The following is a 12,371-nucleotide window of genomic DNA, read 5'->3' on the forward strand; positions in this document are numbered from 1 at the left end:
TGGGATGAGTGCATGAAAATTAAAGAGAAAACAATTGGGGCACTCGCTGCCCTCTCTTTCTGCTGCCCGGCATTTGCCGCAGAAGAAGCCCGACCCGCTGAACATGACGATACCCGAACTCCGGAAATCACCTCTCCGTCGTTTCGTTTTTATGGCGAGCTGGGGGTTGGCGGATATATGGATTTAGAAGGTCAGAATAAACATAAATACAGTGACGGCACCTACATTGAGAGTGGTCTGGAAATGAAATACGGGCACTGGTTCGGCCTGATTTACGGCGAGGGCTGGACCGTACAGGCTGACCATCAGGGGAACGCCTGGGTGCCCGACCACAGCTGGGGCGGATTCGAAGGTGGGCTTAACCGCTTTTACGGCGGCTACAAAACCGACGGCAACACCGAGATCATGCTCAGCCTGCGTCAGGACTCCTCCCTTGATGACCTGCAGTGGTGGGGAGATTTCACGCCCGATCTGGGCTACGTGATCCCCAACACTCGCGACATTATGTACGCGCTCAAGGTACAAAACCTCTCCGGGAACCTGCGCTACAGCGTCACCGCCACGCCTGCGGGGCACCATGACGAGAGCAAAGCCTGGCTGCATTTTGGTAAATACGATCGCTATGACGATAAGTATACCTATCCGGCGATGGCGAACGGCTATATCCAGTATGACATCGTCAAAGATGTCACCTGGATGAACGGACTTGAGGTCACCGACGGCACGGGACAACTGTTTCTGACCGGCATTCTGTCGCCCAACCTTGCAGCGCGTGCCTGGCATCACACCGGACGCGCCAGCGGCAAGGACGTCTCCGGGACTGAAACCGGCTATATGGTCAGCGCCATGGTTGAAGCGTTAAAAGGCGTCTATCTCTCCACCGCTTACAGCTACGCAAAGCATCGCCCGGACAATGCCGCCGATGAAACGACCTCATTTATGCAGTTCGGCATCTGGTATGAGTACGGCGGTGGACGCTTTGCCACCGCAGCCGACAGCCGTTTCTATATGCAAAATGCCTCCGGCGACCCGAGCGACCAGGTCTTCCTGATGCAATACGTCTACTGGTAAAAGGATCTTCCAATATGAAACTCAGCCTTACACCGCTGGCCTGCGCGCTGGCGCTCAGCTTTTCGGCTCACGCCACCGCTCCTGCTGATTTTAAAAACGTCATCAACCGTACCGGTGCGCCGGAATACATGCACGATTTCGACGCTGACGACCACCAGCGGTTTAATCCCTTTTTCGATCTGGGTGCCTGGCATGGTCATTTGCTGCCGAACGGGCCGCAGACCCAGGGAGGATTTCCCGGCGTAGCGCTGCTCACCGAAGAGTACATCAACTTTATGGCGACCAATTTCGATCGCCTGAATGTGTATCAGAACGGCAAAAAAATCGATTTTACCCTTGAGGCTTACAGCCTTCCCGGCGCGCTGGTGCAAAAGCTGAGCGCGAAAGATGTGCAGATCGTGATGACGCTGCGCTTTGCCACCGCGCGCACCTCGCTGCTGGAGACCCGCATCACCAGCAAGGCACCGCTGGAACTGGTGTGGGACGGCGAACTGCTGGAGAAGCTGGAGGCCAAAGAGGGCAAACCGCTGTCGGATAAGACCATCGACGGCGCGTATCCGGACTATCAGCGCAGGCTGGTCCCCACCCGTGACGGCCTGAAAGTGACCTTTGGCAAAGTGCGCTCCATCTGGGATCTGCTGACCTCCGGCAGTTCCGAATATCAGGTGCATAAATCCCTCCCCGTCGAGACCACCGTCGACGGGCATCGCTTTACCAGCCGGGCACACATTACCGGCAGCACCACGCTGTATACCACCTACTCCCATCTGCTGAATGCCGATGAGGTGAAGCGCGAGCAGGTGCAGATCCGCGATATTCTGGCGCGCCCGGCCGCTTATATGACGGCCTCGCAGCAGCGCTGGGAGGGCTATTTGCAGAAAGGGTTAACTAACCCTAACGCCACGCCAGAGCAAACCCGCGTGGCGGTGAAGGCCATCGAAACGCTGAACGGCAACTGGCGCTCGCCGGGCGGCGCGGTACGCTATAACACGGTGACGCCATCCGTCACCGGACGGTGGTTCTCCGGCAACCAGACCTGGCCGTGGGATACCTGGAAACAGGCGTTTGCCATGTCGCATTTCAACCCGGATATCGCCAAAGAGAACATTCGCGCGGTCTTCTCCTGGCAAATCAAACCCGACGATCCGGTACGCCCGCAGGATGCCGGCTTTGTGCCGGATCTCATCGCCTGGAACCTGAGCCCGGAACGCGGCGGCGACGGCGGCAACTGGAATGAGCGCAATACTAAACCGAGCCTGGCAGCGTGGTCGGTGATGGAGGTATATAACACCACGCAGGATAAAGCCTGGCTGGCAGAAATGTACCCTAAACTGGTGGCCTATCACGACTGGTGGCTGCGCAACCGCGACCATAACGGCAACGGCGTGCCGGAGTACGGCGCGACGCGTGACAAAGCCCATAACACCGCCAGCGGGGAGATGCTCTTTACGGTCAAAAAAGGTGATAAAGAGGAATCGCTTTCCGGCCTGAACAACTATGCCCGGGTGATCGACAAGGGCCATTACGACAGTCTGGAGATCCCGGCGCAGGTTGCGGCCTCGTGGGAATCAGGCCGCGATGACGCCGCCGTATTCGGTTTTATCGATAAAGCCCAGCTGGATAACTACGTCGAAAACGGCGGCAAGCGCAGCGACTGGACGGTGAAGTTTGCTGAAAATCGCGATAATGAGGGCAAGCTGCTGGGCTATTCGCTGCTGCAGGAGTCCGTCGACCAGGCGAGCTACATGTACAGCGACAATCACTATCTGGCGCAGATGGCGAGCCTGCTGGGTAAAGAGCAGGAGGCCAGCCGCTACCGCCAGCTGGCGGATAAGCTCGCGACCTACATCAATACCTGCATGTTCGACGCGAAGAGCGGTTTTTACTATGACATCCGTATCGAGGATAAACCGCTGGCGAACGGCTGTGCGGGCAAGCCTATCGTCGAGCGCGGTAAAGGACCGGAAGGCTGGTCGCCGCTGTTTAACGGTGCGGCAACGCAGGCGCATGCGGATGCCGTGGTAAAGGTGATGCTGGATCCGAAAGAGTTCAACACGTATGTGCCGCTCGGGACTGCCGCGCTAACCAACCCGGCCTTTGGTCCGGATATCTACTGGCGAGGCCGGGTGTGGGTCGACCAGTTCTGGTTTGGGCTGAAAGGGATGGAACGCTATGGCTACCGGGAGCAGGCTCAAACGCTGGCAGAAAACTTCTTTAAGCACGCGAAGGGGTTAACGTCCGACGGCCCGATTCAGGAAAACTACAACCCGCTGACCGGCGCGCAGCAGGGCTCGCCTAACTTCTCATGGAGCGCGGCGCATCTTTACATGTTGTATAACGACTTTTTCCGTAAACAGTAACGAGGGTGCGGTCTGCTTTGCCGGGTGGCGCTGGCGCTTACCCGGCAGAAAAGCTACCGCGTGATCCACAGCGTGGGCCAGGCATCTGGCCCATTCCAGTTGTCGCAGCTGGGCTCCTCGGCGTAGCGCACCAGGCGGAAACGCTGGCCGTCGAAACGCCAGCGCGTCTGGATCCCACAATCGCCCATACCGCGTCCCAGCGCGAGCGTTGTCAGCTCGCGCGTCTTCTCATTGAAGCTGGCGTTCATCAACTCCATCTCACTGCCGTCGCTTGACGGCGTAAACGGCAGACGCAGCCTGACGCTGCGGGCGGTGAACGGTTTTTTACGTGATACCAGCCACGCCAGATCAACCGTGTTATAGGCCCCCGCCTCGCAGCTGACGATCAGCAGCGCTTTGTCATCGGTTAACGCGGTGACGCGCACTTCCCGGCGGTTAGGATCCAGCGAGCACTGGCTGCTGTTCATCCGTCCGGTACCATAGTCCAGCAGGTCGTTCAGTTCGGCGTGGGAGAGTGGCGTCGGGGTCGGGTTGACGACCGCCACCTTTTTTAAGGCGGGTGCAGGCGGAACGCTTAACGGCGGATCGTCACCTTTCTTGATCCACGCGGTTTCGCTGCCGACGCGCTTTTGCTGCGCATCAATGAACAGCAGCGCGGCTTTCAGACCGCTCAGTGAAATGACCTGCTTACCGCCGCGCAGGGTCAGGGCCTTCCCTTCCTGGATGTTTTTCAGAAAGGTGGTGATGGTGGCCGCATCGTCTGTTTTCAGATGCCAGGGCGTGAGCTGCCAGCGCTGTTTGTCGAGCTTCAGAGGAACGTTATCCAGCAGCAGGCGGGGAGCAATCTCAGGCTCTTTAACGGATGGCGTATCAAGACCGCCGAGATCGATACGCAGCGTGGCATCCGTTTTCGCCCCGGCGCTTCGGGTGAGCGTCATGACCAGACCACGATGTTCGCCCGTGTTGCGGGCAAGGCAAAAGTTCTGGTTATTGCAGGTCACCTGCCAGTCAGAAAAGGCTTGCTGCGCGGGTGCAGCCCGCACCTGCGGCGCGAGGAGCAACCAAAACAGGGAAAATAAAAAGACGCTGTAGCGCATGAATGACACAATCCCGGAACGAAAACGCATAACTGGGCAGTATCTTCGTGTTCCCGCCGGGGTTGCTCAATCGGATTTATCAGATATACCCGAAAAACAGACTATATCCGTTCGAAAGGGGTATTCATCAGCCCGGTAGTCTGTAAATACTGCAGTAATATCACCGCCTTACCATCCCTGATTTCCCCTGTTCGCACCATCTCCAGCGCTCGGGAAAAAGGAAGCTCCAGCACTTCGATATCTTCATCCTCGACCCCACCGCCCCGGTGAGTGCGCTGCGCGTCGCTGTATTCCGCGATGAAGAAATGGACGATTTCCGTCACGCCGCCGGGCGACATAAACAGCTCGAAGACCTTTTTGACCTCGCCCACTTCGAAGCCGGTTTCTTCTACGGCCTCTTTGCGGATACAAACTTCCGGCTCATCATCATCGAGCAGGCCCGCGCAGGTTTCAATCAGACGTCCGTCGGGGTTGCCATTGACCCATGTCGCCACCCTGAACTGGCGGATCAGCACCACGCTCCGCTTTTCACGGTTATAGAGCAGAATAGTTGCTCCATTGCCGCGGTCATAGACCTCGCGTTTGTGGCGGATCACTTCACCGTTGTTACGCGTAAGGTCATAGGTGATGTTACGCAGGACAAAGTAGTTTTCAGAGAGAATTTTGTCTTTGATAACGTCAATTTTCAGGGTCATACGGGCTCCACAACACAATGAGTCGTCCTATACTACGCCGTGAATCCCGCTTTGTCGCCCGCCGGTTTAATGATGTTCTGGCGCGTTAACCCCCAGCCAGTCGAGTATCCCTTGCGCCGCATGGCGGCCTTCCGCCATGGCGGTCACCACCAGATCCGCGCCGCGTACCGCATCGCCCCCGGCGAAGATCTGCGGGTTAGTCGTCTGGTAACGGTAACGGCTCTCGACGGAGGCAACGATCCGCCCCCAGTCATCCGTTTCGACACCCTGCGCCTGCAGCCACGGCATCGCGTGCGGGTTAAAACCAAACGCCATGATGACTGCATCCGCGGCCATCACGAACTCACTGCCCGCCACGGGAACCGGTCGCCGCCGTCCCTGCGCATCCGGCTCTCCGAGCTCGGTACGCAGCATCCGGATACCGTTGACCTTACCGTTCGGATCCAGCGTCAGCTCAACCGGCTGGACGTTAAATTCAAACGCCGCGCCCTCTTCTCTGGCGTTCTTCACCTCTTTCTTCGAGCCCGGCATGTTGGCCTCATCCCGACGATAGGCGCAGGTCACCTTCGCCGCACCGTGGCGTAACGCGGTGCGGACGCAGTCCATGGCGGTATCGCCCCCGCCAAGCACCACCACGTTTAAGCCATGGGTGTCGATGAACGGTTCGCTGGCCGTCGCCTCCAGCCCCATAACATGCCGCGTGTTGCCCACCAGGAAAGGCAGCGCGTCATAGACCCCTGGCGCGTCTTCATGCGGGATACCCGCCTTCATCGAACGATAGGTTCCCACGCCAATAAACAGGGCGTCGTAATCGTGCTTTAACTGCGACATCGACACGTCCTGGCCCACCTCGCAGTTCAGCTCGAAGCGGATCCCCATCGCGGTAAATATCTCTCTGCGCCGCGCGAGCAGCGATTTGTCCAGCTTGAATGCCGGGATGCCAAAGGTCAGCAATCCACCGATTTCCGGATGCCGGTCATAGACCGTCACGCTCACGCCGCGACGCGCCAGCACGTCGGCGCACGCCAGCCCGGCAGGTCCCGCGCCGACAATCGCGACACGTTTATCTGTCGGTGTGACGGCGGACATATCCGGCCGCCAGCCCATCGCCAGCGCCCGATCGGAGATATAGCGCTCGATGTTACCGATGGTCACGGATCCCGCCTCTTCACGTATTGCGCAGGCCCCTTCGCATAATCGGTCCTGCGGGCAGACGCGGCCGGTAATTTCAGGTAAACAGTTGGTCTGATGAGAAAGCTCGACCGCGCCGGCGATATCCCCCGCGTTGAGGCGCTCAATCCACTGTGGGATGTGGTTATGCAGCGGGCAGGTCCATTCGCAAATGCTGTGCTCTCCGCATTTCAGGCAGCGCGACGCCTCGCGGGCGGCCTGCCCGTCCCGGAACGGCAGGTAAATTTCGTTAAAATGGCTTACGCGTTCGGCGGCAGCCAGTTTATCGGGCTCGCCGCGTGGCGCCGTCCCCTGCATCTGCTGCAGTTTGGTGCGCGGAGCATCTTCTCCGACGACCTCAGCATGCCAGGGCTGCGCCTCCAGGCAGGCCGTGCGCTGTCGGCGCGATTTCGCCAGATGATCAAGGACAGCCGGCGTCGCCAGTGAGAGGACATCTGCCGGGCAATTTTCGATACAGGCCGGGCCGTGTGGCCGCGTCAGACAGAGATCGCATTTATTCGCCGAGGCCTTCACGCTGCCGTTGTCGAGCGGGGTGACGATAATCTCCATCGTGCCAAACGGGCAGGCCACCACGCAGGCCTTACAGCCGATGCATTTTTGTTGATTCACCTGTACGCTGTCATCGCATTTGCTGATGGCACCGTTCGGGCAGCTTTGCGCGCAGGGAGCATTTTCACAATGATGACAGGTCACGGGGCTGCTCTTCTCACCGGATCTCAGGACCGTAATACGGGGATGAAAATGGCGCTCGCTCAGGACATGCTGCTCATCGTTGTGCGCCATCACGCAGGCCACTTCGCAGGCGCGACACCCAATGCACTGCTGGCTGTTAGCCATAATAAAACGATTCATAACCACACCTGTTTTTGGTTCAATAACCTTTCTCTTTATAAGAGTATGGTATTTACGCATCACGGCGCGATCGGGCAATGTTCAAATGCCCGGAATGCCCAATTATTTCCAGTGAACCTGTGGCAGATCAATTTTATTCAGAGAGCCGTTCTGTGACCGTTAAACGACCCGTTTCCGGAAGCCTTGCCTGGGCTTTCTTTTCGATCATTGCCTTATCCGTGCTGACCAGCACCTTCGCGCTGCTGACGCTGGCCAGCAGCCAGCGTGACGCCGAAGCCATCAATATCGCCGGCTCGCTGCGCATGCAGAGCTATCGTCTGGGCTACGAGATGCAGCGCAACAGCCCTTCCCTTGCGGCACATCGCGAGAGCTGGCAACAGACGCTCGGCGCGCCTGCCCTGCAGAAGCTGGACCGCTGGTACGTCCCGGACAATGTTAAAGCACGCTACCAGCAGCTGCACGTGGCCTGGCAGGAGATGGATGCACGCATCGCCCGCGGCGACAGCGCGTGGTATCAACGCAATATTGAAGATTTTGTCGGCCGCATTGATGCCTTTGTGCTCGCCCTTCAGCACTACACCGAACATAAAATTCAGACGGTGACCCTGCTTTCCCTGGCAGGCGCTCTCGGGATCCTGCTGCTGACGCTGTTTACCCTGCGACGCATCCGTCGCCAGGTGGTGCTGCCGCTTAACAATCTGGTGGCGGCCAGCGAACGGGTTGAGCGCGGGGAATTTGCAACTCCGGCGCCGGATTCCGCCCTGCCGAATGAGCTGGGCCAGCTCTCCCGCGCCTTCAACCACATGTCCGCCGAATTAGATACGCTCTACCGTTCGCTTGAGGCTTCGGTCGCGGAAAAAACGCGGCACCTGCACGAAGCCCACCAGCAGCTCGACATGCTGTTCAAGTGCTCGCAGGCGCTGAATACCGGCCAGATAGACAGCCACTGTTTCCGGCATATCCTGCAGATTGTCCATGACTATACGCAGATGAATTATCTGGAGCTGCGCACCAGCGACGACTGGCGACTGTGTGAAGGGAAGGAGTCCAGGGGGATCCCTCTACAAAACCTGCCGGTACTGATGCAGGACACCCTTTACGGGGAGCTGCGCTGGCAAAGCGAAACGGACAGCGTCCCCCTTCCGCTGATGAGAAGCGTGGCGACCATGCTCGGGCGCGGGCTGTACTTTAACCAGGCGCAAAAACATTACCAGCAGTTGCTGCTGATGGAAGAGCGCGCCACCATCGCCCGCGAGCTGCACGATTCGCTGGCGCAGGTGCTGTCGTATCTGCGCATTCAGCTTGCGCTGCTCAAACGCGCCGTGCCGGAGGAAAATACTCCGGCGCAGACCATCATCTCCGACTTCTCCCGCGAGCTGAACAACGCCTGGCAGCAGCTGCGCGAACTGCTCACTACCTTCCGCCTGACGCTGAACCACGCGAATTTACCCGCGGCTCTACAGGAGTCCCTCGACGTCCTGCAGAGCCAGACGCAGGCTAAGCTGCATCTCGACTGTCGCCTCTCCTCGCTGGCGCTGGACGCGCAAAAGCAGGTGCATCTTTTACAGATCGTGCGTGAGGCCGTGCTGAACGCCATTAAGCACGCGCAGGCCAGCGAAATCGCGGTGAACTGCTTGACGGCAGCGGACGGTACGCACTGCGTCAGCATTCGTGACAACGGGATCGGAATTGGCGAGGCCAGCGAGCCGCCGGGACACTACGGGCTGAACATTATGCGTGAACGCGCGCAACGGCTTGGGGGAACACTACACTTTTCACAGCCGCAAAACGGCGGCACGCTGGTCAGCGTGACGTTCCCGGTGCCCACGCCGTTAACAGGTAAATAACGGTAAAGGGGCAAGCGCAGGGAAAAGCGCATGATAATTTACATTATCTCCTTTATTTCTCCACGTTTGACCTTGCCCTTACCGCTAAAGTTATGCGGGCAATAAACAATAATGACGTGCAGCAAAACGAGGTCACACTTTCATGGCGAATTTCTTCATCGATCGCCCCATTTTTGCCTGGGTGCTTGCCATCCTGTTGTGTCTGACAGGTGTCCTGGCGATTACTTCACTTCCCGTTGAGCAATACCCCGACCTGGCACCGCCGAACGTGCGCGTCACCGCCAACTACCCCGGCGCGTCGGCACAAACGCTGGAAAATACCGTGACGCAGGTTATCGAGCAGAACATGACGGGTCTGGATAACCTGATGTACATGTCCTCGCAAAGTAGCGCCACGGGTCAGGCGACGGTGACCCTGAGCTTTAAGGCGGGTACCGATCCGGACGAAGCGGTACAGCAGGTCCAAAACCAGCTGCAGTCGGCCATGCGCAAGCTGCCCCAGGCGGTGCAGAACCAGGGCGTGACCGTGCGTAAAACCGGTGATACCAACATATTGACCATCGCCTTTGTCTCGACAGATGGCTCGATGGATAAACAGGACATCGCGGACTACGTCGCCAGTAATATTCAGGATCCTATCAGCCGGATTAACGGCGTCGGAGATATCGACGCCTACGGCTCACAATACTCGATGCGTATCTGGCTCGATCCCAACAAGCTGAACAGCTACCAGATGACGGCAACCGACGTGACGGATGCCATTAAAGCCCAGAACGCCCAGATTGCCGTGGGGCAACTGGGGGGAACGCCTTCCGTTGATAAGCAAGCCCTGAACGCCACCATCAATTCGCAATCTCTGCTGCAGACGCCGGACCAGTTCCGCAACATCACCCTGCGCGTGAATCAGGACGGGTCGGAAGTGCGTCTGGGCGATGTCGCCACGGTGGAAATGGGGGCGGAGAAATACGACTACCTGAGCCGCTTTAACGGCAATCAGGCCTCTGGCCTGGGGATTAAACTGGCCTCCGGCGCGAACGAAATGGCGACGGCGAAACTGGTGTTAGATCGTCTGGACGAGCTGTCGCAGTATTTCCCGCACGGGCTGGAGTATAAAGTCGCCTATGAAACCACCTCCTTCGTTAAAGCGTCGATTGAGGACGTGGTGAAGACCCTGCTGGAAGCCATCGCGCTGGTGTTCCTGGTCATGTACCTGTTCCTGCAAAACTTCCGCGCGACGCTGATCCCCACCATTGCCGTCCCGGTGGTGCTGCTGGGGACCTTTGCGGTGCTATACGCGTTCGGGTACAGCATTAATACCCTGACGATGTTTGCCATGGTGCTGGCGATTGGCCTTCTGGTGGATGATGCCATCGTGGTGGTTGAAAACGTCGAGCGCATCATGAGCGAAGAAGGACTCACTCCGCGCCAGGCGACGCGCAAATCCATGGGGCAAATTCAGGGGGCGTTAGTCGGTATTGCGATGGTGCTGTCGGCCGTCTTTATCCCGATGGCCTTCTTTGGCGGCACTACCGGGGCGATTTACCGTCAGTTCTCGATAACCATCGTCTCGGCGATGGTGCTCTCCGTGCTGGTGGCGCTGATCCTCACCCCCGCGCTGTGCGCCACCATTCTGAAACCGCTGCACAAAGGGGAGCATCACGGTCAGAAAGGCTTCTTCGGCTGGTTTAACCGGATGTTCAACCGCAACGCCGCGCGGTATGAATCTGCCGTCGGTCGCGTACTGCACCGCAGCCTGCGCTGGATGATGATTTACGTTGTGCTGCTGGGCGGCATGGTCTGGCTGTTCCTGCACCTGCCCACCTCGTTCCTGCCGATGGAAGACCGGGGGATGTTCACCACCTCGGTGCAGCTTCCGAGCGGCGCAACGCAGCAGCAGACGCTGAAAGTGGTCCAGAAAGTGGAACAATACTTCTTCACCAAAGAGAAAGATAACGTGGTGTCGGTCTTCTCTACCGTCGGCTCCGGTCCGGGCGGGAACGGGCAGAACGTCGCCCGCATGTTCGTCCGCCTGAAGGACTGGGACGAGCGCGATACCAGAACGGGAACGTCATTTGCCATCATTGAACGTGCGACTAAAGCCTTTGCGCACATCAAAGAGGCGCGCGTCTTTGCCAGCAGTCCGCCGGCGATAAGCGGGCTGGGCAGTTCTGCCGGTTTCGATATGGAGCTGCAGGATCACGCCGGGGCGGGCCACACGGCGCTGATGGCGGCACGCGATAAGCTGCTAGCGCTGGCGGGCAACGATCCGGGCCTGACCCGCGTTCGCCATAACGGTCTTGATGATAGTCCGCAGCTCCAGGTGGATATCGATCAGCGTAAGGCACAGGCGCTGGGCGTCTCGATCAACGATATCAATGACACCCTGCAGACGGCGTGGGGCTCGAGCTATGTGAATGACTTTATGGACCGCGGCCGCGTGAAAAAAGTGTATGTCCAGTCCGCCGCGCCGTTCCGCATGCTGCCGGACGATATAAACCGCTGGTTTGTCAGAAATAATGCTGGCGGCATGGTGCCGTTCTCCGCCTTTGCTAATTCGCACTGGGAGAGCGGCTCGCCGCGCCTGGAGCGCTATAACGGCTATTCTGCGGTTGAAATCGTCGGGGAAGCCGCGCCGGGCGTCAGTACCGGTACTGCCATGGACACCATGGAAAAACTGGTGCAGCAGCTGCCCGCCGGTTTTGGTCTCGAGTGGACGGCCATGTCTTACCAGGAGCGTCTCTCCGGGGCGCAGGCCCCTGCGCTTTATGCGCTCTCTCTGCTGGTGGTCTTCCTCTGCCTTGCCGCACTGTATGAGAGCTGGTCGGTCCCGTTCTCGGTCATGCTGGTGGTGCCCCTTGGGGTTATCGGTGCGCTGCTGGCGACCTGGATGCGCGGCCTGGAGAACGATGTCTACTTCCAGGTGGGCCTGCTCACCGTTATTGGGCTGTCGGCGAAAAACGCCATTCTGATCGTTGAGTTTGCCAACGAGATGAATGCCAAAGGCCACGAGCTGATGGCCGCTACGCTGCACGCCTGCCGTCAGCGCCTGCGTCCGATCCTGATGACGTCGCTGGCGTTTGTCTTTGGTGTTCTGCCAATGGCAACCAGCACGGGCGCGGGCTCCAGCAGCCAGCATGCGGTCGGGACCGGGGTGATGGGCGGCATGATTTCGGCCACCATTCTGGCCATTTACTTCGTTCCGCTGTTCTTTGTGCTGGTGCGTCGCCGCTTCCCGCTGAAGGAACGTCCTGAGTAAGT

General features: G+C 58.7%; 7 protein-coding genes. 4 read left to right on the forward strand and 3 right to left on the reverse strand.

Features of this window, described 5'->3' with window-relative positions:
- The first annotated feature begins 12 nt into the window (after positions 1–12).
- Both ygjJ and ygjK read left to right on the forward strand, forming a co-directional pair.
- The gene (ygjJ, locus tag AC0TNG_RS10265; RefSeq protein ID WP_290093592.1) at positions 13–1,071 is read left to right on the forward strand and encodes a protein YgjJ; all 1,059 of its coding nucleotides are present in this window, start codon (positions 13–15) and stop codon (positions 1,069–1,071) included.
- A 14-nt stretch (positions 1,072–1,085) separates the two neighbouring features.
- The gene (gene ygjK, locus AC0TNG_RS10270; protein ID WP_473713450.1) at positions 1,086–3,431 is read left to right on the forward strand and encodes an alpha-glucosidase; all 2,346 of its coding nucleotides are present in this window, start codon (positions 1,086–1,088) and stop codon (positions 3,429–3,431) included.
- 53 nt (positions 3,432–3,484) lie between these two features.
- Here the strand turns inward: ygjK and AC0TNG_RS10275 are convergent, their stop codons facing one another.
- From AC0TNG_RS10275 to aegA, 3 genes are all read right to left on the reverse strand, one after another.
- The gene (locus AC0TNG_RS10275; RefSeq protein WP_473713477.1) at positions 3,485–4,528 is read right to left on the reverse strand and encodes a DUF1176 domain-containing protein; all 1,044 of its coding nucleotides are present in this window, start codon (positions 4,526–4,528) and stop codon (positions 3,485–3,487) included.
- 101 nt (positions 4,529–4,629) lie between these two features.
- On the reverse strand, positions 4,630–5,223 hold the full coding sequence (nudK, locus tag AC0TNG_RS10280) for a GDP-mannose pyrophosphatase NudK (protein WP_024907575.1): 594 nt from the start codon (positions 5,221–5,223) through the stop codon (positions 4,630–4,632).
- Positions 5,224–5,289: 66 nt separating this feature from the next.
- On the reverse strand, positions 5,290–7,266 hold the full coding sequence (gene aegA / locus AC0TNG_RS10285) for a formate-dependent uric acid utilization protein AegA (protein ID WP_473713452.1): 1,977 nt from the start codon (positions 7,264–7,266) through the stop codon (positions 5,290–5,292).
- Between the two features lie 152 nt (positions 7,267–7,418).
- Here aegA and narQ point away from each other — a divergent pair, with 152 nt between their 5' ends.
- The gene (narQ, locus tag AC0TNG_RS10290; protein ID WP_473713453.1) at positions 7,419–9,113 is read left to right on the forward strand and encodes a nitrate/nitrite two-component system sensor histidine kinase NarQ; all 1,695 of its coding nucleotides are present in this window, start codon (positions 7,419–7,421) and stop codon (positions 9,111–9,113) included.
- Between the two features lie 142 nt (positions 9,114–9,255).
- Positions 9,256–12,369, forward strand: coding sequence for a multidrug efflux RND transporter permease AcrD (acrD, locus tag AC0TNG_RS10295; protein WP_024907572.1), 3,114 nt, complete (start codon positions 9,256–9,258; stop codon positions 12,367–12,369).
- Positions 12,370–12,371 lie beyond the last annotated feature (2 nt).

This window comes from Enterobacter sp. PL_is514 (assembly GCF_055816715.1).

What these genes read in the sequence shown, in the direction of transcription:
- ygjK (WP_473713450.1), top strand. Translation starts at nt 1,086, where the DNA reads ATGAAACTCAGCCTTACACCGCTGGCCTGCGCGCTGGCGCTCAGCTTT.
- ygjJ (WP_290093592.1), top strand. Translation starts at nt 13, where the DNA reads ATGAAAATTAAAGAGAAAACAATTGGGGCACTCGCTGCCCTCTCTTTC.
- nudK (WP_024907575.1), bottom strand. Translation starts at nt 5,223, where the DNA reads ATGACCCTGAAAATTGACGTTATCAAAGACAAAATTCTCTCTGAAAAC.
- acrD (WP_024907572.1), top strand. Translation starts at nt 9,256, where the DNA reads ATGGCGAATTTCTTCATCGATCGCCCCATTTTTGCCTGGGTGCTTGCC.
- aegA (WP_473713452.1), bottom strand. Translation starts at nt 7,266, where the DNA reads ATGAATCGTTTTATTATGGCTAACAGCCAGCAGTGCATTGGGTGTCGC.
- AC0TNG_RS10275 (WP_473713477.1), bottom strand. Translation starts at nt 4,528, where the DNA reads ATGCGCTACAGCGTCTTTTTATTTTCCCTGTTTTGGTTGCTCCTCGCG.